The sequence below is a fragment of the Streptomyces sp. NPDC002896 genome (genome assembly GCF_040295225.1).
Lineage (GTDB): Bacteria > Actinomycetota > Actinomycetes > Streptomycetales > Streptomycetaceae > Streptomyces.
In genome coordinates this window covers 71,566-93,068 of sequence record NZ_JBEOVA010000023.1, presented here as the reverse complement: position 1 = coordinate 93,068, position 21,503 = coordinate 71,566, and the positions used below count along the sequence as shown (strand labels likewise).

Genomic DNA, 21,503 nt, shown 5'->3' with positions numbered 1-21,503 from the left:
GCGGAAACGGCCCATCGGATAACCGGGACATGACGCATAATCGGCCCGCATGAGGTCGATCAGAGCGGCAGTCATAGGCGCCGCGCTCGTGCTCACCGTGTCCGCCTGCGGTACCGGCGGCGATACGGGAAGTGCTGGCGCCGGGTGCACCTCGGGTACCGCCGACTCACCTAAACCCTCGAAGAGTTGGGACCGCCCGGCGGACTTCGACAACGACGGCTATCCCGACGCAATTGGAGTGGTGCGCGGCGACCCGGCCACCGTCAAGGGCACCCCGCCCGTCGTGCTGAGCCGAGGCGCCATCGGTCCGCTCGCGGTCTTCATGGGCGGCAAGGGCGGACTGCGTCCCACCGGCCGCCCACTCACCGACGGCGTACTCCCGCCGGGCTCCCGTAGTAAATGGAAGGAGGGGTTCGTCCACACCTACGTCGCCGACCTGGACGCCGACGGCTATACCGATGTGCTCGCCGAGCAGCGCATCCCGGAGAACGAGTACGGCGACAAGTACACCCGCTCGATGGTCCTCTTCCGGGGCGGCCCGAACGGGCTCGGCACCAAGCCGATCGCCGTCCCGTACCCGGACGGGACGCCGCACACGGAGTCCGATCCCACCGCGATCGGTGACTTCAACGGCGACGACCGGGCCGATGTGCTCGCCCCGATCCCGGACACGGCAGCGGGATCGATCGGCCAGATCCTCTACGGCCCGTTCGGCCCCGACGGCCGCCCCGCCTCGACCCGCACCATCACCGTGAGTCCCACTCCTGACCTCAGCTACTACTCCTCGCTGCAGCCCGCCGACATCGACGGCGACGGCCGCACCGACCTGCTCCTCGCCACCGAGACAGACGACCCCGAGGACGAGGACGAGGGCGGCATCCTCCACCCTCTGCGCTGGTTCCGCGGCACCCCCGAGGACGGCATGGTCGAGGCCGAGTCGCCCTCCGGCACGTACAGCGCGAACGTCGAGACCGGAACGGACTACGACGCGGACGGCTACGCGGACACTCTGCTTTCCGCCTCGACCTCGGAGGGCGGTTCCAGGCGGATGCTGCGCGGCGGCCCGGACGGCTTCCGCCCCGGGCTCCACAGACTGCGCTTCGACCGCATGGGCGACTCCATGGTCACCGGCGACATCACCGGTGACGGACGGGCCGAGGCCGTGTCCACCCTCGGGACCGGCAGGTTCGGCACCACGCGGCAGATCCTGGTGTCGACGATCAAGGCGACGCAGGACGGCGCGAGAATGCGCTCCCTGCAGCGCATCTCGTACAACGACGAGAACCTCCGAGGCGCGGCCGACAGGACCAGGTTCGGGGCCGACCTGCAGCTCCTCGACGGCGAACGGGACGGCTGCATGGACCTGCTGACCGGCGCCACGTTCAACGGCTCGAGCTACCAACGCGGCGGTTTCTGGGTGTTCCGAGGCGGCGCGGACGGATTGCGCACCGACGGCATCCGCCACTACAGGCTGCGGGAGCTGGGTCTGCTGAGGAAGTGAACGTCGGTGCGCGGAAAGGCCGGGGTGCCCGGTATTCGTGGCGCATCGCCGGGTCCCCGGAATTGTGACTTGGCACGATGTCACCGGCGGAGTTCGACGTGATGACGGCGTGCTGATGGGCCCCTGCTCAGTGACCGGTCACGGCAATGGAACGCAGCACCGTCAGATTCTCCTCCCGGCTTGCCACCATCGCGAAGGAGAACCTGTCGGCCTCCAGGCAGAGCTCGACGTCGTCCGCATGAATTCCCTGATATCCACGCCGCAGTCCCTCGGCCAGATTCGCTGCCGCCTGGGAAGCCCTTGCACGGCGGAGATACGGGGCTACCTCGACGCCATTTCCCGCGGTACGTCGGCTGATGTACTGGGCGCACGCCAGGTCCTCCTCGGCCCGTCCGTCCTCGCCCGTGACAACGAACGTCACCGAACCAGTACCTCTGGTTCGAAGGAACCGCGCTGTCGCGCCCGCCACCACGAAACTCGCGCACAGGACCAGCGGCGCGCTCGCGACAGCCAGGGCACCCACAGTCCCCGCCCCGGTCTTCTGAACCACCGTGCGACCGGCCAGATCGGCGGACGCGATCAGCCCGGGTGAGTTGACCGCGTCGAAGCCGTCGGCCAGAGGACCGTCCTTCAAGGCGAGCCAGCCCGAATGTCCCTGCTTCAGGGCCAGGGCCTCGCTCTCCGACGAGGCCAGGACAATTCTCTCGGCGCCGCGCGCGAAGGCCCAGGCGGCCACGGTGAAAGCGCGCATCACGTCGATCACGATTGCCACACGGGGGGTCTCCGTCAACTCTCCGATACCAACGAAGTGATGCTTCATCTCGCCCCCATGTCCTGCTGGGCCTTGGGTGGGCTGAATGGGACTCGCCTCAGAAGGTCGCATCAACGAATCCCATCCTCCGGTTCATGGCTATGGCGCTCGCGTTCGCCGGGTGATGGAACGTCCGGACCTTGCTCGCTCCACACTCCTTGGCGAATCCCATCCCGAACGTCTTCATGGCGATCGAAATGCCACGGCCTCGGTGACCGGCTCGTACTCCGGTCATCTCGTTGAATACGAAGTCCCCGTGATTCGACGTTGCCGCCATACCGATCCAGGCCTCGCCATCCAATGCGATCACAACCCCGCGAGGATCGTAGGAAGCGATCGCAAAGCGCCGCTCCGCATACTCGTCGAAGGAGTAGAACTCCCCCCGTTCCGGGATGTCGGCAGAGCACTCCTTGTTCAGCTCGTACAACGCGCGACGATGTTCCGGCGTGTCCCTCAAATCGGCAAGAGTGGTGAGGCGAATACCCTCGGCCCGACACCTCGTCACATACTTCTCAAAGTGCTGCGCATCAAAGGTGGCGACATCGAGTTCGAGCCTCACCCAGCGATCAGCCATGGTTCCCCTCCAGTCGGCCCGGAGGCCCTAAACCGCCGCGACCAGCGCCAGCGCCTCGTTCAGATTGTGCTCGGCGACCGCCTGCATGAAAGCCCGGTCGGGGAAGTCCCCGTCGAGCAGCCGCAGCGGACCCGCCGTCAGGGACAGCCGCTGGGCGAGCATGTAGAGGGCGAGCCGGTCCTCGTTGAGTCCGCTCACCGCCAGCCGCCGGTAGTCGCTGTCGTGATGGCGGATCCGCAGGAACACGTGCTCCCACTCGACGTCGAAGTACATCAGGTCCTCGATGTCGATCAAGACGGGGTTGCCGTGCGCGTCCACCAGCACGTGGTCCAGCCCCAGTTCGCCGTGGACGACCGAGTACTCGGCACGTGGCCGCACCGCTGCCGCGAGCTCGTGCAGCCGCTCTTCCAGCCGGTCGCGGGCGTCCGCGATCCGCTGGTCGCGTGAGGCAGCCTCCGCGAGGTTGCGCAGTGCGAAGCCGAGCACGGCTGCCTCACACGACGTCCCCCGCGACGTCCCTCCTCCGTCGATCAGGGCGACCTTGCCGTAGGCGGGCGCCTGGTGATGCCGCATCGCCTCCAGGGCGTCGGCCAGGCGCGCCATCGTCGGCTCCGCGGCGTGCGGGTCGCGGGCGAGCAGATCCATCAGGTTCTCGCCGGGGAAGTCCTCGACGATGGCGAGGTCGGCCGGGTAGTGGGTGCGGTCGCGGTCGACCAGGTGGACCGCAGGGACCCGGAGGCCGAGCGCGGCCAGCCGGGCGTGCGCGGCCTCGAAGAGATCGAGCCCGACACCGGGCGAGAACGGATCGGCGATGTCGTCGTCACCCTCGGCCGCCGGCCAGTAGTTCTCGGATGCCTCCCACAGATAGGCGATCGCCGTCGTGGCGTCGTCCATCGTGAGACGGTATACGCCCTTCCTGGTTCCGCCCGCGATCCGCTCGACCGCCTCCAGCCGTCGCCCGCCACCCAGCGCGGCCCGCGCCGCGCCCGCCAACTGGTCCCGCGTCACTTTCTTGGGCGCCACGTCCACAACCTGCCTCTTCCAGCCTGACGACTGGGGCACCCTACGCGATCCTCCGCTCAACTCCGAACCATTTATTCCGAATTGAAGCCGCTCGGTACGCAGGACTCCGGGGCGCCGTTTCAGGCCGTCAGCACCATCACGCCCATCAGGGGCACCATGAAAGGGCCGCCCAGCCGGGTGAGCCGTGCTCCCAGTGGGTCGCGGTCTGGCGTACGGGGCGGCAGGGTGCCTGCGAAGAGGGCCGCGCGTGCGCCCGCCCAGGCCAGCGTGACAGCGACGGTGACCGGTACGGCCGCACCGGGAAGGGTGGTGTGGCCTGCCGGGCCGGCGGGTGCGGATGCAGCCCAGGCGGTCAGGGTGAGCAGCACAGCGCACGCCACCAGGTCGGTGCAGGTGTACCAGCTGAGGGTGGCCGGGCGGGTGGCCGGCCGCGCCGACCACACCGCCACCGCGGCCAGCGCCGCCGCGCCCGTCCAGGGCACGACGGCACCGGCGTTCGGCAGGCAGACAGCGGCCATGACGGCCCCCATCACAAGATGGGGCAGCCAGCACCGGGCGGCGCTGCCGCGCCGCCCGGACCACAGCGCGGCCAGGGCGCAGACCGCACCCAGTACGGCCATGACCGCCATCAGCGCGGTGTGCAGCGCTGATCCGTGCAGCACGGATCCATGTAGCACCGGTCCGTGCGCCGCCGAACCGTGACCCGCTGCGCCGTGCACCGCCGTGTGCGTCAGTGGCACGTCGACGCCTGCTCATCGCCGTGGCAGTGCCCACCGTTGCTGCTGCGCGGCACGTCGAGGGTGGGGTTGCGGTCGAAGAAGCCGACCGGCTTGAGGGCGAAGCCCGTGTAGTCGACCGGCATGACCGGCCAGTCCTCGGGACGCGGGAAGTGGGTGAGGCCGAAGGTGTGCCACAGCACGATGTCCTCGCCGTCGACGCTCCGGTCGGCGGCCGTCCAGGCGGGCAGTCCCGCGCCGCCCGGGTGCTGGTTGACCAGGTCGCCCGCCGGGTAGCGCTCGTCGTCTGCGTGGCGGGTGACCCACAGGTGGCGGGTGGCGAAGGCCGCCCGGGAGGTGACGGACGCCGAGTCGTCCGCGAGCAGTGTCGGCAGTCCCTCGGGGACAAGGGCGTAACCGACGGACTGCCCGAGCCGGTTGGTGACCTCCGGGTTGACCACATGCCAGACCCTGCCCCGGCTGCCGTCGGCCTGCCGCTGCGCCGCCTGCTCGCTGCGCAGGCGGGTGACCTGCCGTCCGAAGGCGTTGCCGTGCGGGTTCTTGTCGCTCACGGGCACGCGTACGGCGTCGATCTCGTCGACGGCGTTGAACTGCCCGTCGACGGCCATGTCCAGCCGGGCGGAGAAGAGGTGCTGGTGGAAGGGTGCGCCCAGGCCGGGGGCGATCTCGGTCGCGAACTCCCGCCCCTGCTCCGGGTACCCGGACGTGAAGACGACGCCGGTGGCCTTGGACTCGCACTCGATGGTGCCGTCCAGGTAGAGGTACCAGTAGAAGCCGTAGTCGTAGTTCCCGACGGTGGTGAAGAACGAGATCACCAGGCGGCGCTGGCGGCGGGTCTCGTTCGAGCCCGCGAAGAGGTCGGAGTGCTTCCACAGCACGCCGTAGTCCTCCTCGTGCATGCAGATCGCGTTGCGGATGGTCCGCGGCTCGCCGTGCTCGTCGGCGACGACGACGTCCGTGTAGTGGATCTCACCGAGGCAGTCGCAGCCGAGCTCCAGGGAGTTGGTGTAGCGGCCGAAGAGGTATTCGCCCTGGTCGAAGTAGTTCTGCCAGAACCGCACCGGGGACGGATCGGCGTACGGGACGACCATTTCCGCGATCGAGGCACGGTGCACGACGGACCGGTCGCGGCCCTTTTCACGGTCGTGGAAACTGATCTGGTGGAGGGTCAGGCCTTCGCGGACGTTGAAGCCGAGCCGCAGAGTCCAGTTCTCCCAGCGGACGACCCCGTCCTCGACGGTGAAGCTGACGCCCTCGGGCTGGGTGATCTCGATGGGCTTGAGGGTGCTGCGGGCCGGTCCGGTGTACGCGGGGTCCTGGAAGTTGCCTGGCTCCTCGGGCACCGGGACCAGCTCGTCGTCGATGACCTGCACGACGGTGCGTGCGGTCAGGTCGACGTAAGCGACCAGGCCGTCGACCGGGTGGGCCCAGGGGTGGTCCTGCTCGTGGTCCTGGTGGAATCCGAAGCTGCGGACGATACGGCGGCCTGCCTCGCCCTCGTACCCGTAGTGGCCGGCGGAGAGCGGGACCGCTCGCACGGTCGAGGCATCCAGGCCCCGGCGGGCCAGCGCCTTCCTCCAGGAGGCGTCCGCGTCGAGGATCTCCTGAACGGTCTCGAACTCCTCGTCGAGGATGGGAAGTTGACCGGACACCGCGGTGTCGATCTTCTCGAAGCGGTCCACGGTGCCGCGCGTGACGGAGACGATCGTGTCGTACGAGGCGCCGTTCGCCCGGTCGAGGAGCAGGATCCGCAGTCGCCGGTCCACCAGGCCGCCGGGGGAAAAGGCGAGCAGCTCGGCCTTGGCCGGCTCCTCGGGCACCACGGAGACGAAGCGCACGCCGTCGCCGAGGTGCCCGGCCGCGTCCAGGACGGCGCGGGCGGCGTGTATCTCGTCGGCGGTGAGCATGGCGAGGGGGTGCGCGGGCGGGGGCACGGTGAGGGCCCCGGTGGCAGCGGTGTCGGTCACGGTCATGGAATGCTCCTGGATCTCTGGATGTGCGGGTGGTCAGGGGTCGGGACGGTGGGGGGAGGACCCCCGGACTCAGGCGGGGACGGGAACCTCGCCGGTGGGGCGCCGCCGTTCTCGTACGACACCGACCACGAAGGAAGCGGCCGGCACGCCGAGCAGCGCTGCGGCCAGGGTGGTGGAACCGCCGATCAGCAGCGGGAAGTTGAGGACCGTCAGGGTCAGCAGCGCGGCCAGGCCCAGGCCGCCGAGAGCGGGCGCCCAGCGGGTGTGCCAGGGACGGGTGTCGCTTCCCGTGCGGTGGAAGAACACCAGCACCGCGACACACGTGAGCAGCATCAGGACGTCGACGCCCGCGGTGGCCACGCCCGCCATCCACGTGAAGATCTGGGTGATGGGATCCATCCCGGCGAGGGTGAACACGGCGATCAGCGCTGCGGCGCTCGCCGTCTGCACCAGGGACGCCGTGTACGGCGAGTGGTGGCGCGGGTGGGCGCGGCCGAGCCGTGAGGGCAGGGCCTCGCGTTCGGCGAGCGAGTGCAGATAGCGGGCGATGACGTGGTGGAAGGACAGCACGCAGGCGAAGAGGCTCGTCACGAACAGGGCCTGGGCGAGGTGTTCGGCGAACGGCCCGAGGTAGCGGCTCACGGTCGCCATCAGCATGCCCTCGGGGTCGCGGCCGGCGGCTGCCACCGCCTGCTCATCGCCCCACGCGGACACCAGAGCCCAGCTGGAGAGCGTGTAGAAGCCGCCCACGAGCGCGAGGGCCAGATATGTGGCGCGCGGAATGGTCCGGTCGGGGTCGCGGGCCTCGCTGCGGAAGACGGCCGTGGCCTCGAAGCCGATGAACGCGGCGATGGCGAAGGTGACCGCGACGCCCGGCGATCCGGAGGTGAGCTGCGAGGGAGTGACCAGCGCGGTGGACAGACCGTGGTCGCCGCCGGTGGCCACGACGGCTGCGTCCAGCGCGAGGACGATGCCGACCTCGCCGATCAGCAGTGCGCCGAGCACCTTGCCGCTGAGGTCGACATGCCGGTAGCCGAGCACCCCTACCAGGGCGATCATGGCACCGGTCCATACCCACCACGGGATGTGCGGCCCGCCGTAGGACTGGACGAGGCCGTCGAGGGCGACACCGATGTACCCGTACACCGACACCTGGATCGCCGTGTAGGTGACCAGGGCGAGGAACGCGGAGCCGAGTCCGGCGCGCCGGCCGAGACCCTTGTCGACGTACGCGTAGAACGCGCCGGCCTGGCGCACGTGTTGCGCCATCGCGCAGAAACCGACCGCGAAGAGCAGCAGCACCACGCAGCAGACGGCGAAAGCGGCCGGATACGCGGAGCCGTTGCCCAGGGCGATGCCCAGGGGGACGGCTCCGCCCACGACGGTCAGCGGTGCGGCGGCCGCCAGGACCATCAGCACGATCGAAGCGGTGCCGAGAGAGCCGCGCAGCCCGGGGCGCGCCGCGATGCTGTCGTCGGTCGCGGCGGCTGCGGGGGGTGGTGGACTCGCCGTACTGCTCACGGTGCCTCCAGGGTGATCGGCGGGAGTTGGCCTGCGCGGCAGTCTCAACGCCTCCGATTGCCGGTCCGTCACACCTCCGTCACGGTCCGCGGCATGCCGAACGGGAAGGTCAGGCGCAGGTTTTCCCGTTCGGGGAACACACCCTCGCGACGCGTTGATCACTTGGCTGAAACATGCCGCCCCTACCGTGCCGGTCGGCACCACCGGCACCAGATCTTGTCCGAGCGATCCGGGCCGGACAGGATCCAGGAGGACGGCGATGAGCGCCACCAGTACAGCCGCACAGGCCTCGTCGCCCCCGCCGCTGCGCGACAACTCTCCCGTCGCGGGCCTCGACCGGCGCTCTCTCGGGCCGCTGCCCGTGCTCGCCCAGTCCGTCTCGGCCGTCGCCCCGGCCGCCGCGATGGCCACAACTCCCGCCCTCGTGACCGCTCAGGCGGGCACCTCTGCGGTGTGGTCGGTGGCGCTCGCCGCGCTCCTCGCGCTGCTGGTCACCGCGTGCGTACGCACTTTCTCGATCCGGATGGCCGCACCCGGCGCCCTGTACAGCTTCACGGCGAAAGGCCTGGGCCCGGCCGCGGCCTTCGCCTGCGGATGCGCCCTGCTGATCGGCTACGGCGTGCTGACGATGGCCGCCCTGACCGGCGCCGGACTGTATGCAGGGCAGCTGTTCGCCCGGCTGGGCCTGACGGCCTGGCCGCCCCAACTACCGGTCGCGCTCGCACTCTTGGCGGCGGGCACCGTCACCGCGTACTTCCTCGTACGAGGAGTGCGGTTGTCCGCCGGCCTTGCGCTCTGCCTGGAGGCCGCATCGATCGTCCTGGCCCTGGCGTTCTTCACCGTGCTGCTCATACGCCACGGCCTGCATCCCGACATGCGGCAACTGGCGCCGCCCTCATCGAGCCCGGTGGCACTCGGCTCGGTCGTCGCGGGGGCACTGCCCGCGTTCGGCGCGTTCATCGGGTTCGAGAGCGCGACCGTGCTCGGCGCGGAGGCCCGCCGGCCGTTTCTCGTCGTGGGACGCGCCGTGCGGTGGACCGTCGTGTGCTCCGCCGCTCTGTATCTGCTGGCGACCTACACACAGGTGCTGGCAGGGGTGGGGGACGGCGTGCTGTCCCCGCTCGACGACTCCGGCCGCCGCGCCGCGATGCGGCTGCCCGTCCTGCTCGACCTGGGCATCGCCATCTCGTTCTTCGCCTGCGCCATGGCCGCGGGCACCGCCCTGGTACGCCTGCTGTTCTCCATGGGGCGCGAACGCATGACACCGCGCCGACTGGGCAGCACGCACCCCACTCACGGAACCCCGCACATCGCAGTCCTCCTGGTGCTGCCCGTCCTGGTCCTGGTGCCTCTCGGTCTGCTCGCCACCGGCCTGGAACTGCGCACCGTCTTCGCCCTGATGCTGAACCTGTGCACCTACGGGTTCCTCGCGGCCTACGCCCTGGTGTGCCTGGCCGCACCCGTCTTTCTGCACCGCATAGGCGAGCTCACCCGCGGACCCGTGGCCGCGACCGCGGTCTGCGTCCCGTCCTTGCTGCTGGTCCTCGGCGCCCACACCCAGCGAAACGTGTCCGCGGGCAATGCGCTGGTGCCGGGCCTCTTCGCCCTGCTGATGGGTGCGGGATGGGTCTGGTTCCTGCTGGCCCGCCGACGTGACCCGGAGCGGGTCGGGGCGATCGGTGTGTACGACGAGACGAGCGCGGCCGACGTCCTGCACAGGTCGGGTGACGTCCTCGACGTGCGCGGCCTTGCCGCGTACGCACGGACCGTCGCACGACACCTGCCGGCCGACGCACCGCACCCGCCCCCTCATACCGCGAATACCGGGCCTGCGCCCTCCGACGGCCGGCAGGCACGGTGAGCGGTGACACGATCGCCCTGAGCGGGCGCCAGCCACGCGCCATACGCAGTGCACTGGCCGTGCTGCAGCACGTGGCGGCAACCGGTCCCGGCGTCACCGCCAAAGAGATCTCCGCCGCCCTGCGGCTGGCATCCGCGACGACGTACCGGCTCCTCAATCTCCTGGTCGAGGAGGAATATCTCGTACGGATGCCCGACCTGCGTGGCTTCGCGCTCGGACGCAAGGTCGCCGAGCTCGCACCGCCGCGTCCGGTGCCCGCGGTGCCGGCCGCCGCGCATGCCGTGGTCTCCAGGCTGCGTGACCACGTACGGTTCGGCGTCCATCTCGCCGGATACGCGGACGGCCGCATCGACTTCACCGATCCTGACCCGGATCATCCGCCCACCGATGCCGCCCTCCTCACCCGCCACCCACACGCTTCGGCTCTCGGCAAACTGCTCCTCGCCGACGCACACGCCGTGCCCGCCCAACTGCCCGCGCTGACACGGCACACCATCACCACGCCCGAGGCCCTCGCCGCCGAACTCGTCCGCGTCCGCAGCGACGGTGTCGCCATGCAGCAGTGCGAGCTCGACCCGCTCCATGCCTGCCTGGCCGTGCCCGTCCACAGCGAGACCACGGGCCGCCTGGCAGCAGGGCTCGCGGTGTGCGGCACTCCCGATCGGATCGGCGCACTCGCCCGGCCCGGAGAGCCGGGCGCTGCGCTGGTCGATCGGCTACGGGACTGCGCTCGGCAGCTCGCGGCATTGGTGATCTGAGGTAGCGAGCCACCTCCGCAGTGGCGCCTCGCACTCGGCGTCAAGAGCCGTTGATCAGTTTTTTGACCTCGGGAGGCAGCGTCTTGTTGGCCTTGACGGCGACGAAGCGGGCATCACCGGGTACGTCTCCCACCGCGATGGCGATGCTGGGGTCCAGTCCCTCGACCGCATAGGCGGTCGTCAAGGTCGCTGGCGCCCCGTCGTCATCGTCGTTTGGTGTGTCGTCGCACGGCGGAAGGGTTGCAGTACCGAGCTTGTCGCCGACTGAGAAGTCGACGTTGGCCACGTCCGAGTACGTGCGGTTCCTGTACTCGACCAGGAACTCACAGGACGACGCGGAATCACCGCCACCGCTCGACGACGTGCAGGCGGCGGACACCGCGACGGTAGCTGCCGCCAGCAGTATCCACACGGATCCGCTCTGGCCGACTCGGAATACGGCTTTCATCGATACGCCTCCTCTGTGTCAGGTTTCATGACACCGACGGAGTAGATGCCGTTTTCGTTCGGACAGGTGCACGTGAACAAGGGCACCGTTTCATAACGTCAGCCCTGGCTAGGAGCGTTGACGAGGCAGTTCACCGCGGAAGCAACGTCGTAAGCGACATGGTTGGGCCGGTAAGCGTGCTGCGCCCAGAGCCGGCCGTCCGAGACCCACACGCTTCGAAGGCCGAGTGCGTTCGCGCCGGCGATGTCGGCATGCGGCGAATCGCCGATGACCCAGGCGCCAGGAAGGGACCCTCCCACGGCATGCGCGGCCGCACGGAAGATCTCCGGTTCGGGCTTCTTATGGCCGACTGCCTCGGAGATCACCCAGCCGTGGACCAGCCGGTCGAGTCCGGTGTTGTGGATCTTCGCTTCCTGCTGGGCGATACGGCCGTTGGTGACGATCACACAGGTCCAGCCGCCGGCCCGTGCTCGGTGCAGGGCCTCGCGTGCGGAGGACGCCAGCACGACGCGATCGGCGGCACCAGTGTCCAGAAGGGCGCCGATCGCGGTGGTGGACACCACAGCTCCGTACCGGTCGGCCATGGCCGCGGCCACATCATGGCGGGCGGTATAGCCGCTCGCGTCGACGGTCATCACCCACGCAAGGTCGGTGTCAGGCAGACCGTGGTCCGCCAGGAACGCCCCGACGGCGGCCCGGAACGCCGCATCGCGGTCGACCAGAGTGTTGTCGAGGTCCAGCATCAGCAACGGCATACCACCGGAGTAGATCACGCGCGAACGGGCGACGCGCCAACAAGCCCGCACTGCTATGTCAGCGCGCGCCGGTGAAGCTCACCCGCACCGCGACAACGGCGCCCGACGCATCAAGGTCGGCGAACACTGGGAAGTACCCGTCGCCCCAACTCGTCATCGCGCAGAGCAGCCGGGCGTCGCCGATGTCCACGGTTCCGGCCTCGACTTCGGAGGCGCGGATCTGGCGCATGACCTGCCAGTGATGGGAATGCGGCCGGAAGTCCACGGCCATGCGGCGTCCGGTGTCTTCCTTCCACCTCAGCAGAGCATGGGCCTTGTCGATCGCATCCGGTATCGCCAACCCGGTCCACCCGCGTATGCCGTCCTCCCCGGGCTCGCCCAGTTCAGGTGCCGCGAACGTCGCGGCGGCTTCGTCCGCCGCAGCACCCCAGAACGCGACGTCGGCCAAGCCGTCCACAGGCTCGTCATGCTGCCAGGCGTTCAGTGCATCTGCATCACCGAAGAGCACCCGCGCCCAGTCGACGCCGATGTCACCCAGCGGCACTGATGACTCCACCGGGGCATCTCTCACCCGAATCGACATCTCAGACCAGCGCGCCCCCAGACCGTCGCCATAGTCGACCCGGGAAGCCAGCACCGGCAGGTGGCGGTCGCGGGGCACGCCGCCCACGGCGACGACGGGAATGCCGAACATCAGAAAACTGCCGCCGCCTTCGCCGGAAGTCCGGCGCACCCGTTGGGCATGTGGTTCCCGACCCGGCAAGGCCTCCAGACGGGCGTCGAAGCCTGCGGTTCGGCAATGCTCCGCGAACATCGCCTCGACTTCTGCGGCCTTGGAAGCCGGGATGTCGTGGAGCATGGCGCCTGGCTGCCGTCCGAAGCTGCGGACCGCTGCCGAAGCGTTCGGCCCGACCACCGCGAAGTCGACGGCTTCGAGGACATCGGCAGCCATCGTCGGGTCGTCAATGCCCAGTGAAGTCGGATCGATCTCCGCGGGCGACCGCTCTCCGCTCCACAACCCCAGGTGCCCGCCGTCGATGACGACGAGGTTCCCGGACGGGCAGCTGATCTCGCCGAGCCTGAAGATCTCTTCCATGACGCGCGAGTCTACGGCCGCCCATCGAGCCGTCCAGCAAGCGCATCGGGAGGCTGATCCGCATGATCGGTGGGCCCGGACTTGAGAGCCCACTCGGCGGTCGCGGCCCCAGAGGGGCCTTTGTTCCCGGCTCAGCTGAAGCGCAGATCCGAAAGCTGCCTCTGGAACGAGGTGCTGTCGTCATCGGGCGCTTCATCGGTTGCCCTGGCGGTCATGAGTGAGGCCATCTCCCCGCCTGCCCGCCGTATGCGTGCGGACAGGCCCTGCGTGTGCGCGTCGCTGCCGGATCCCCAGTCCTCGGACGCGGCGTAGACCGCGGTGGGGACGGCGACGGCGCGCAGGTAGGCGAAGAGGGGGCGCAGCGCGTGTTCCAGGACCAGTGAGTGCCGGGCTGTGCCGCCGGTCGCGGCGATCAGGACCGGCTTGCCGGTGAGGGCGTCCGGATCGATCAGGTCGAAGAAGGACTTGAACAGTCCGCTGTACGACGCGGAGAACACCGGCGTCACGGCGATCAGGCCGTCGGCGCCCGTGACCGTTTCGATCGTGGTGGCCAGCTGTGGTGGCGGGAAACCGGTCACGAGGTTGTTGGCGATGGCGACGGCCAGGGCGCGCAACTCGATGACGTCGACGTCCACCTTGTGGTCCTGATCCGCGAGCTTTTCGCGGACCGCGTCGGTGAGCCGGTCGGCGAGCAGCCGTGTGGAGGACGGGACGCTCAGCCCCGCCGAGACGACGACGAGCTTCATGCGGCGGACACCTCTTCCGATTCCGATGCGGCTGCGAGCAGGGAGTGGTGGGTCGGCGCGTCCGGCACCCCGGCCGCCCGCCCTGCGGCGAACTCCTTGCGCAGCACCGGTACGACCTCCTCGCCGAGGATGTCGAGTTGTTCGAGGACGGTTTTGAGTGGCAGCCCGGCGTGGTCCATCAGGAAGAGCTGGCGTTGGTAGTCGCCGGCGTACTGGCGGAAGGACAGGGTCCGCTCGATGACCTGCTGCGGGGAGCCGACGGTCAGCGGGGTCTGCTCGGTGAAGTCCTCGAGCGAGGGGCCGTGGCCGTAGACGGGCGCGTTGTCGAAGTACGGCCGGAACTCGCGTACCGCGTCCTGTGAGTTCTTGCGCATGAACACCTGGCCGCCGAGGCCGACGATGGCCTGCTCGGGGGTGCCGTGGCCGTGGTGCGCGTACCTCTCCCGGTACAGCTCGACCATCCGTTTGGTGTGGTCGGGCGGCCAGAAGATGTTGTTGTGGAAGAAGCCGTCGCCGTAGTACGCGGCCTGCTCGGCGATCTCCGGGGAGCGGATCGAGCCGTGCCAGACGAACGGCGGTACGCCGTCCAGTGGGCGGGGCGTGGACGTGAACCCCTGCAGCGGCGTACGGAACTTGCCCTCCCAGTTGACGACGTCCTCGCGCCACAGCCGGTGCAGCAGGCCGTAGTTCTCGATGGCGAGGTTGATGCCTTCGCGTATGTCCTGTCCGAACCATGGGTAGACGGGCCCGGTGTTGCCGCGCCCCATGATGAGATCCACGCGCCCGTCGGCCAGGTGCTGGAGCATCGCGTAGTCCTCGGCGATCTTCACCGGGTCGTTGGTGGTGATGAGGGTGGTGGCGGTGGAGAGGATGAGCCTCTCGGTCCGTGCGGCGATGTAAGCGAGCATGGTGGTCGGCGACGAGGGGACGAACGGCGGGTTGTGGTGCTCGCCGGTCGCGAAGACGTCCAGGCCGACCTCCTCGGCCTTCAGCGCGATGGCGATTATGGCCTTGATGCGCTCGTGCTCGGTCGGCGTACGGCCCGTGGTCGGATCCGGTGTGACGTCGCCGACGCTGAAGATCCCGAACTGCAAGGTCCCTCCATTCATGAGGTGATCGAGTCCATGCATGACGTGATCGAGTTCATGCATGAGGTGAACGTGTGGTCCTCGAACGGTAGGAGGCCACCGCATGGTCGGGATGACTGTCCGTGCACGGCAAGGGGCCCCACAGCGCCCGTTCTCGCTGCCGGGCTTCGACGGCAGGCCGTCAGGTGATGTGCCGCAGCAGCGCCGCGACCGCCGGGGGTGCATCGCCGGGAGGCCGGACCACCATGATCTTCCAGCTCGGCGCGTGCCGGCCGAACCGGTACTGGGGCAGGTCGGGGAAGCGGGCGGCGATCGACGTGGGCATGATGCAGACGCCCAAGTCGTTGCGGACCAGTTCGGCTGCCGCGACGATGTCGTTCACCTCGAAGGTCGTGCTGCGGTCGACGCCCGCGGCACGGAAGGCCCGGTCGACCGCATAGCGGATGGCCCAGCCGGGCGTGAAGTCCACCAAGGGCAGCTGGGCGACGTCCGCGAGTTGGACCGCGCCGTTCGGAGTCGTGCCGGCGATGACCCGCCGGGACGACGCCAACAGGACCATCTCCTCGCGGGACAGCAGCCGGGTCGTCAGCCCGCGCTGCTGCTGGCGGTCGAGCGCCACCACGGCCAGGTCCACTGTGCCCTCGCGCAGTGCCTGCCGGATGTCGGCCACCGCCGCCTGCCGCAGCTGGACCACCACGCCCGGGTGCTCCGCTCGCAGCGCGGCCAGGGCGTGGTGGAGTCCCGCCCAGACGCCCTGCATCGTGCCGACCGTCACGCGCCCGCGCAGCTGCCCCTGGACGGCGTCGACCGCCTCCCGTGCCAGTTCGGCGGCGCGGAGCGTCGCGCGTGCGGCGGGGACGAACGCCTCGCCGGCCGGCGTGAGGGCGACGCGGTGCGTGGTGCGGTCGAACAAGGGAGTGCCCAGTTCGCGTTCGAGGGCCCGTACCGTGCTCGACACGGCGGACTGGACCACGTGCAGCCGCCTTGCCGCCGCTGTGAAACCGCCCGCGTCCGCCACCGCGACGACGACTTCCATCTGCCGCAGATCCATGATCCGCTCCCAGTCAAGCAACGCCCGTCCGACGACCTTTGATCTGCGCCGCATCGTATGCGGGCGCAGGGGCGTGCCGTGGGCGCCGCCCCCGACGCTCCGTCAGGCGCGGACCAGCGGGGTGTCGACCAGATGCTCGGCCAGGAACCACGCCTGCAGTTCCCCGGTCCTGATCACCTGTGAGACCAGCAGATCGTTGGTGCCGTCGTCACCCAGCTCACCGGTCCGGGAGGCCGCGTCGTGGGCGTCGATGAGGATGGTCTCGTGGGCCTCCAGCAGCCGCGACAGCATCGCCGGCACTTCCTCCACGCCGTCCGGAGGCCGAGGAATCGACGTGATCTCCGCGACGTGTCTGGGGTCGCCCACCGCGACGCCGCCCAGGGACTGGACGCGTTCGGCGATGGTGTCGACGAGTTCGAGCTGTTCCCCCGCGTGCTTGTCCAGGACCAGGTGCAGTTGGTAGAAGGTGGCGCCGCGCATCAGCCAGTGATGCTTCTTGTAGAGGCCGTAGAGGATCTGCGTGTCCGCCAGGACGTTGTTCAGGCGCTGGCAGGAGTACATGCGCGCCTCGTAGGACAGGCCGATCGGGAACTGCTTGACGGTGCCGAACTCCTGGATCACCTTGCCCTTCTGGTGCAGCCACGGCTGACTGCTGCTCACGGGCCTGGAACTGGTGGTCATGGTCCGCCTCCTGCGGTGTCGTGCGGTGCGTACCCGAGTGACGCTAGGTGCCCGGCCCCGGGACGGTTTGCCCAGCAGTGCACGCAGTGGTGCTCACCAGCGCACTGTGCGGGGCTCCCGTACCCGTCGTTCGCTCTCGGGCAAGCATCCGTGCGCTGACGGGCACGGGCCTTCGCCCGGCCGATCTAGCCTCGGCGGGGCAGCACGCCCGTGGAGCCCGAGGAACGAGGAGAAGCAGGCATGAGCGCGAACGAGCAGGCGGATGTGGTGGTCGTCGGGCTGGGGCCGGGTGGCGAGTACGTCGCGGGCACGCTGGCCGAGGCCGGACTCGACGTGGTGGGGGTCGAGGCGGAACTCGTCGGAGGCGAGTGTCCGTACTGGGGGTGCGTGCCCAGCAAGATGATGATCCGGGCCGGAAACCTGCTCGCCGAGGCGCGCCGGATGCCCGCCCTCGCCGGCGAAGCGGTAGTGACTCCGGACTGGGGCCGGATCGCCAGGCGTATACGTGACGAGGCCACCGATGACTGGAACGACCAGGTGGCCGCCGATCGTCTCGCGGCCAAGGGCGGAAGGCTCGTCCGGGGAACGGGACGCCTCTCCGGCGTGCGTCAAGTGACGGTCGGTGACCGCACGTTCGAGGCGCGACGCGGTGTCGTACTGGCCACGGGCACCCGGCCCAGGATCCCTCCGGTACCGGGGCTCGAGGAAACTCCGTACTGGACCAACCGGGACGCCATGGCGGCGAAGGAACTGCCGGTGTCGATGGTCGTTCTCGGCGGGGGCGCCATCGGCGTCGAACTCGCCCAGGTCTTCGCCCGCTTCAAGTGCGCGGTCACGGTGATCGAGGGGCAGGACCGGCTGCTGTCCCAGGAGGAACCGGAAGCCGGGGAACTGGCCGCAGAGGTTCTTCAGGCGGACGGAGTCACCGTCCTCACGGGCGCCCGGGCCCGGCAGGTCAGTCATGACGGTGCCGAGTTCACCGTACAGCTGGAGGGGGACGCGGAGCCGTTGCGTGCCGAACGGCTCCTCGTCGCCACCGGGCGCCGCGCCGACCTGGCCGCGCTGGCGGTCGATACGGTCGGCCTCGATCCGACGGCGGGGTCCGTGCACACGGACGGGCAGATGCGGGCCGGGGACGGGCTGTGGGCGGTCGGCGACATCACCGGCCGCGGCGCCTTCACCCATGTGTCGATGTACCAGGCGCAGATCGCCGTCCAGGACATCCTCGGGCAGCCCGGTCCCGACGCCGACTACCGCGCGCTGCCCCGCGTCACGTTCACCGATCCGGAGATCGGAGCCGTGGGCCTGACGGAGCGCCAGGCCCACGAGCAGGGGCTGCGGGTGCGCACCAGCGTGCTGACCATCGCATCCTCCACGCGTGGCTGGATCCACGGGCCGGGCAACGAGGGGTTCATCAAGCTCGTCGAGGACGCCGACCGGGGCGTACTGATCGGCGCGACCTCGGCGGGGCCGGCGGGAGGCGAGGTGCTCTACGGGCTGAACGTGGCCGTCCACGCCGAGGTGCCCGTCCACCGGCTCCGGCACATGATCTACACCTACCCGACCTTCCACCGGACGGTCGAGGCCGCGCTCGGAGCCCTCCGCTGAGCCGCCTCCCGATCGCCCATGCGGTCCCGGCGCCCAGGCGATGGCGCACCATGCCGGGCCGCGACCCCGGTGAGCCGCACAGGTCGGCCACCTCGCTGGAACTTCTCTTCGACCTGTGTTTCGTCATCGCGGTGGCGCAGGCGTCCGGGAGCCTGCGCGCGGCGCTGACCGACGGGGACTACGCGACCGGTGTCCTGCGGTTCGCGCTGGTCTTCTTCACCATCTGGTGGGCGTGGATGAACTTCACCTGGTTCGCCTCCGCCTACGACCCCGACGACGTCCCGTACCGGTTGACGGTGCTGGTGCAGATCACGGGGTCGCTCGTGCTCGCCGCCGGCGTTCCCCGCGCGTTCGAAGAGGGGGATCTGCGGGTCATCACCATCGGATACGTCGTGCTGCGCACGGCGTTGGCCGCACTGTGGCTGCGCGCCGCACGGTCCGACCCCGCTCGGCGGGCGACAACGCTGCGTTTCGCCGCCGGAGTGACGGTGTGTCAGGTCTGCTGGGTCGGGCTGCTCTGGCTCCCGGCCTCGGCGCGGCTACCGGGCATCGTCGTGATGATCGTCGCCGAGGTTGCCGTCCCGGTGTGGGCGCAGTCCGCCGGGATGACCCCATGGCATCCGCGCCACATCGCCGAGCGCTACGAACTGTTCACCCTCATCGTCCTCGGAGAGTCCGTCGCAGCCGCGACCATCGCCGTGCGGGGCGCCTTCGACCGGCACCACGGCACCGGTTCGCTGTACGCGGTGGCGGCCGGCGGCCTGCTCATCGTCTACGCCATGTGGTGGCTGTACTTCGCCAAGCCCGCACACACCCTGCTCGCCACGACCCACCAGGCCCACCGCAAGAGATTCACCTGGGCCTACGGCCACTACCTGGTCTTCGCCTCGGCGGCCGCCGAGGGAGCCGGACTGGCCGCATACGCCGATCACGTCACGCGCGCGACGGACGCCTCGCCGATGGCTGCCGGCGCGGCGGTCACCGTCCCCGCGGCCGTCTTCCTGATCACGGTCTGGGCCATACACCTCCGGCCTCACCAGACCACCGCGGCCGAGCGGATTCCGTATCCCGTCGCCGCGGCCGGCATCCTGCTGGCCGCCGCCTCCCCGGCACCTGCCCTGGCCGCCGGTGTGCTGCTGGCGGTGCTGGTCGTGGTGGTCACGGCGCCGCGTCGGTGAGGAGGCCCCCGCGCCGGATCTCACCTCTGCCTACAGCAAAGGGGCCGCGCGGACGGACACCATATCCGGAGCCCGTCCGCGCGGCCGCCCGTGCCGCCTGGTCCCAGCGCCTCGTCAGCCCGTGGCCCGCACCGCGTCACGGATCAGATCGGCGACCTGCTTGGGCTGGGACACGGCGACGGCGTGTGAGGCGCCCGCGAGCTCGACGATCGTCGCCCCTGCCCGCTTCGCACCGAAACGCTGGACCTCGGGGTTGATCGCCTGGTCCGCGGCGGCCACGAGGGCCCAGGAGGGTTTGGTCTTCCACGCGGCGGCCGAGGCCGTCTCCGTGAACGCGCCGGCGGCCAGCGGACGCTGCGCCACCGCCAGCATCTTGGTGATGGCGGCCGGGACGTCCGCGGCGAAGATCTCCGGGAACGCCTCGGCCGTGATGGTGACCTCGACCGCGGGCTCCGCATCCTCCACGGGGTACGTCGCCTCCTTCAGGTTGCTGACGAGCGGCGAGAGCGGGAAGCGGCCCTGCAACTCGCCCAGGCTCTCACCCTCTTCGGTGACATAGGCCGCGACGTAGACCAGCCCGACGACGTTCTCCGTGGTGCCGGCCACGGAGATGAGCGCACCGCCGTAGGAGTGCCCGACAAGCACCACCGGACCGTCGATCTGAGCAGCCACCGAGGCGATGTACGCGGCGTCGGCCGCCAGGCCGCGCAGCGGGTTGGGCGGCGCCACCACGGGGATGCCGTCGTTCTGCAGTTCCGCGATGACCCCGGACCAGCTGGATGCGTCCGCGAACGCCCCGTGCACGAGGACAACTGTGGGAGTGGTGCTGGTGGCCATGTCTGGGTTCCTCCTTGGTGTCGGTGAGTACGGGGTGCCGGGTCAGTGACCGTGGAGCGCGGTGCGCAGAGTGCCGGTGGCCAGCGTGATGGCGGCCTCGGCGGCGTGGGTCCCGCGCAGGGCGTTGAGCATGACGAAGTCGTGGATGACGCCCTGGAAGCGGACGGCGGTGACAGGGACACCGGCCTCCCGCAGCTTGTTGGCGTAGGCCTCGCCCTCGTCGCGCAGCACGTCGGCCTCGCCGGTGATGACCAGCGCCGGCGGCAGCCCGGTGAGCTGCTCGGTGGTGGCGCGCAGCGGGGATGCGGTGATCTGGGCGCGTTCGGCCTCGTCGGTGGTGTACTGGTCCCAGAACCACTGCATGCCGTCGCGGCGCAGGAAGTAGCCGGTGGCGAACTGGTGGTAGGAGCCGGTGTCGAAGTTGGCGTCGGTGACGGGGTAGAAGAGCACCTGCTGGACCAGCGGTACGTCGCCGCGTTCCTTGGCCATCAGCGTGAGCGCGGCGGTCATGTTGCCGCCGACGGAGTCACCGGCGACCGCGATGCGGGTGGCGTCGAGGTTCTTGGAGGCGCCCTGCTGGACGACCCACTGGGCGACCGCGTAGTTCTGCTCGATGGCGACGGGGTAGCGGACCTCGGGGGAGAGGTCGTACTCGGGGAAGACCACGGCGGCGTTCGCGCCGACGGCGAGTTCGCGTACCAGGCGGTCGTGGGTGTGGGCGTTGCCGAACACCCAGCCCGCGCCGTGGATGTAGAGGATGACCGGCAGTGTGCCCTCGGCGTCGGCGGGCTTGACGATGCGTGCCCGGACACTGCCGGTCGGACCGCCGGAGACGGTGATCCACTCCTCGTCGGTCTCCGGCTTGTCGATCTCGCCGGACTGCACTTCGTCGACGGCCTTGCGCCCTTCGGCGGGCGGCAGGTCGAAGAGGTAGGGCGGGTTGGCGGTCGCTTCGGCGAAGGCGGCTGCCGCCGGCTCCAGGACGGGCTGAACCGGCTCGACGGCATCGGACACGTGATTCTCCTGAGTTTCAAGTGATGCGCCGGTTTCTCCGGCGAGGTGAGGCGGCTCTGGTCCGACACAGAGGTCTGCCGGGGTCGCCGGTCACCACGCTAAAACCGCGAAGGCGGCGGCGATTGACCACCAGCGCACCGCCGCTGACCCCACAGCGCACGGAAATGGAGCTGCAGTGCACTGTCAGAACGAATCCAGTGCACTGCCAGGACACACAGACGCTTCGGCTCGAAATAGCCTGG

The 21,503-nt window shown here is 69.7% G+C and carries 20 protein-coding genes; 5 read left to right on the top strand and 15 right to left on the bottom strand.

Annotation, left to right across the window (positions count from 1 at the left end; translation table 11 throughout):
• Nucleotides 1-49 precede the first annotated feature (49 nt).
• Nucleotides 50-1,501, top strand: a complete 1,452-nt coding sequence (locus tag ABT009_RS33050; protein WP_351303381.1) for a hypothetical protein — start codon at nucleotides 50-52, stop codon at nucleotides 1,499-1,501.
• A gap of 127 nt (nucleotides 1,502-1,628) precedes the next feature.
• On the opposite strand, the gene ABT009_RS33045 is transcribed toward ABT009_RS33050, so the two are convergent.
• From ABT009_RS33045 to ABT009_RS33020, 6 genes are all read right to left on the bottom strand, one after another.
• Nucleotides 1,629-2,321 (bottom strand): 2-phosphosulfolactate phosphatase, encoded by a 693-nt coding sequence (locus tag ABT009_RS33045; protein ID WP_351303523.1) that lies wholly within the window; start codon nucleotides 2,319-2,321, stop codon nucleotides 1,629-1,631.
• 49 nt (nucleotides 2,322-2,370) lie between these two features.
• The gene (locus tag ABT009_RS33040) at nucleotides 2,371-2,886 is read right to left on the bottom strand and encodes a GNAT family N-acetyltransferase (protein ID WP_351303378.1); all 516 of its coding nucleotides are present in this window, start codon (nucleotides 2,884-2,886) and stop codon (nucleotides 2,371-2,373) included.
• Between the two features lie 27 nt (nucleotides 2,887-2,913).
• Complete coding sequence (locus ABT009_RS33035; protein WP_351303520.1) at nucleotides 2,914-3,894, bottom strand: phosphotransferase family protein; 981 nt, start codon at nucleotides 3,892-3,894, stop codon at nucleotides 2,914-2,916.
• A gap of 134 nt (nucleotides 3,895-4,028) precedes the next feature.
• Complete coding sequence (locus tag ABT009_RS33030) at nucleotides 4,029-4,571, bottom strand: hypothetical protein (protein WP_351303375.1); 543 nt, start codon at nucleotides 4,569-4,571, stop codon at nucleotides 4,029-4,031.
• Between the two features lie 68 nt (nucleotides 4,572-4,639).
• Complete coding sequence (locus ABT009_RS33025; protein ID WP_351303372.1) at nucleotides 4,640-6,619, bottom strand: primary-amine oxidase; 1,980 nt, start codon at nucleotides 6,617-6,619, stop codon at nucleotides 4,640-4,642.
• Nucleotides 6,620-6,688: 69 nt separating this feature from the next.
• A complete protein-coding gene (locus ABT009_RS33020; protein WP_351303369.1) occupies nucleotides 6,689-8,140 on the bottom strand; it encodes an APC family permease in 1,452 nt (483 codons plus the stop codon).
• Between the two features lie 259 nt (nucleotides 8,141-8,399).
• Here ABT009_RS33020 and ABT009_RS33015 point away from each other — a divergent pair, with 259 nt between their 5' ends.
• Entirely contained in the window at nucleotides 8,400-10,001 is a 1,602-nt protein-coding gene (locus ABT009_RS33015) for an APC family permease (RefSeq protein WP_351303366.1), read from the top strand.
• Entirely contained in the window at nucleotides 9,998-10,759 is a 762-nt protein-coding gene (locus tag ABT009_RS33010; RefSeq protein ID WP_351303365.1) for an IclR family transcriptional regulator, read from the top strand. The genes ABT009_RS33015 and ABT009_RS33010 overlap by 4 nt, the downstream gene beginning before the upstream one ends.
• 40 nt (nucleotides 10,760-10,799) lie before the next feature.
• Here ABT009_RS33010 and ABT009_RS33005 read toward each other — a convergent pair whose 3' ends face one another.
• From ABT009_RS33005 to ABT009_RS32975, 7 genes are all read right to left on the bottom strand, one after another.
• The gene (locus tag ABT009_RS33005) at nucleotides 10,800-11,207 is read right to left on the bottom strand and encodes a DUF6281 family protein (RefSeq protein WP_351303364.1); all 408 of its coding nucleotides are present in this window, start codon (nucleotides 11,205-11,207) and stop codon (nucleotides 10,800-10,802) included.
• A gap of 98 nt (nucleotides 11,208-11,305) precedes the next feature.
• A complete protein-coding gene (locus ABT009_RS33000; RefSeq protein WP_351303363.1) occupies nucleotides 11,306-11,980 on the bottom strand; it encodes an HAD family hydrolase in 675 nt (224 codons plus the stop codon).
• Between the two features lie 40 nt (nucleotides 11,981-12,020).
• Nucleotides 12,021-13,058: a hypothetical protein gene (locus tag ABT009_RS32995; RefSeq protein ID WP_351303360.1), complete on the bottom strand. Its 1,038-nt coding sequence runs from the start codon at nucleotides 13,056-13,058 to the stop codon at nucleotides 12,021-12,023.
• A 131-nt stretch (nucleotides 13,059-13,189) separates the two neighbouring features.
• Nucleotides 13,190-13,804 carry an FMN reductase gene (locus tag ABT009_RS32990; RefSeq protein ID WP_351303357.1) on the bottom strand — a complete coding sequence of 205 codons (615 nt, stop codon included), beginning with the start codon at nucleotides 13,802-13,804 and terminating at the stop codon, nucleotides 13,190-13,192.
• A complete protein-coding gene (locus tag ABT009_RS32985; RefSeq protein WP_351303355.1) occupies nucleotides 13,801-14,898 on the bottom strand; it encodes an LLM class flavin-dependent oxidoreductase in 1,098 nt (365 codons plus the stop codon). Before ABT009_RS32985 ends, ABT009_RS32990 begins: the two co-directional genes overlap by 4 nt.
• Nucleotides 14,899-15,073: 175 nt before the next feature.
• Nucleotides 15,074-15,943 carry a LysR family transcriptional regulator gene (locus ABT009_RS32980; RefSeq protein ID WP_351303352.1) on the bottom strand — a complete coding sequence of 290 codons (870 nt, stop codon included), beginning with the start codon at nucleotides 15,941-15,943 and terminating at the stop codon, nucleotides 15,074-15,076.
• A 102-nt stretch (nucleotides 15,944-16,045) separates the two neighbouring features.
• A complete protein-coding gene (locus ABT009_RS32975; protein WP_351303349.1) occupies nucleotides 16,046-16,624 on the bottom strand; it encodes a Dps family protein in 579 nt (192 codons plus the stop codon).
• Between the two features lie 240 nt (nucleotides 16,625-16,864).
• On the opposite strand from ABT009_RS32975, the gene ABT009_RS32970 reads away from it, so the two are divergent.
• Nucleotides 16,865-18,232, top strand: a complete 1,368-nt coding sequence (locus ABT009_RS32970; RefSeq protein ID WP_351303347.1) for a dihydrolipoyl dehydrogenase family protein — start codon at nucleotides 16,865-16,867, stop codon at nucleotides 18,230-18,232.
• A gap of 50 nt (nucleotides 18,233-18,282) precedes the next feature.
• Nucleotides 18,283-19,410 (top strand): low temperature requirement protein A, encoded by a 1,128-nt coding sequence (locus ABT009_RS32965; protein WP_351303344.1) that lies wholly within the window; start codon nucleotides 18,283-18,285, stop codon nucleotides 19,408-19,410.
• A 114-nt stretch (nucleotides 19,411-19,524) separates the two neighbouring features.
• On the opposite strand, the gene ABT009_RS32960 is transcribed toward ABT009_RS32965, so the two are convergent.
• Together ABT009_RS32960 and ABT009_RS32955 are read right to left on the bottom strand one after the other, a co-directional pair.
• Nucleotides 19,525-20,247, bottom strand: coding sequence for an alpha/beta fold hydrolase (locus ABT009_RS32960; RefSeq protein WP_351303341.1), 723 nt, complete (start codon nucleotides 20,245-20,247; stop codon nucleotides 19,525-19,527).
• A 42-nt stretch (nucleotides 20,248-20,289) separates the two neighbouring features.
• Nucleotides 20,290-21,261: an alpha/beta hydrolase gene (locus tag ABT009_RS32955; RefSeq protein ID WP_351303338.1), complete on the bottom strand. Its 972-nt coding sequence runs from the start codon at nucleotides 21,259-21,261 to the stop codon at nucleotides 20,290-20,292.
• Nucleotides 21,262-21,503 lie beyond the last annotated feature (242 nt).

Excerpts from the sequence above, each read along its gene's own strand:
- ABT009_RS33050 (WP_351303381.1), top strand. The coding sequence starts at position 50 with ATGAGGTCGATCAGAGCGGCAGTCATAGGCGCCGCGCTCGTGCTCACC.
- ABT009_RS33045 (WP_351303523.1), bottom strand. The coding sequence starts at position 2,321 with ATGAAGCATCACTTCGTTGGTATCGGAGAGTTGACGGAGACCCCCCGT.
- ABT009_RS33040 (WP_351303378.1), bottom strand. The coding sequence starts at position 2,886 with ATGGCTGATCGCTGGGTGAGGCTCGAACTCGATGTCGCCACCTTTGAT.
- ABT009_RS33025 (WP_351303372.1), bottom strand. The coding sequence starts at position 6,619 with ATGACCGTGACCGACACCGCTGCCACCGGGGCCCTCACCGTGCCCCCG.
- ABT009_RS33015 (WP_351303366.1), top strand. The coding sequence starts at position 8,400 with ATGAGCGCCACCAGTACAGCCGCACAGGCCTCGTCGCCCCCGCCGCTG.
- ABT009_RS33005 (WP_351303364.1), bottom strand. The coding sequence starts at position 11,207 with ATGAAAGCCGTATTCCGAGTCGGCCAGAGCGGATCCGTGTGGATACTG.
- ABT009_RS32995 (WP_351303360.1), bottom strand. The coding sequence starts at position 13,058 with ATGGAAGAGATCTTCAGGCTCGGCGAGATCAGCTGCCCGTCCGGGAAC.
- ABT009_RS32990 (WP_351303357.1), bottom strand. The coding sequence starts at position 13,804 with ATGAAGCTCGTCGTCGTCTCGGCGGGGCTGAGCGTCCCGTCCTCCACA.
- ABT009_RS32980 (WP_351303352.1), bottom strand. The coding sequence starts at position 15,943 with ATGGATCTGCGGCAGATGGAAGTCGTCGTCGCGGTGGCGGACGCGGGC.
- ABT009_RS32975 (WP_351303349.1), bottom strand. The coding sequence starts at position 16,624 with ATGACCACCAGTTCCAGGCCCGTGAGCAGCAGTCAGCCGTGGCTGCAC.
- ABT009_RS32970 (WP_351303347.1), top strand. The coding sequence starts at position 16,865 with ATGAGCGCGAACGAGCAGGCGGATGTGGTGGTCGTCGGGCTGGGGCCG.
- ABT009_RS32965 (WP_351303344.1), top strand. The coding sequence starts at position 18,283 with ATGCCGGGCCGCGACCCCGGTGAGCCGCACAGGTCGGCCACCTCGCTG.
- ABT009_RS32960 (WP_351303341.1), bottom strand. The coding sequence starts at position 20,247 with ATGGCCACCAGCACCACTCCCACAGTTGTCCTCGTGCACGGGGCGTTC.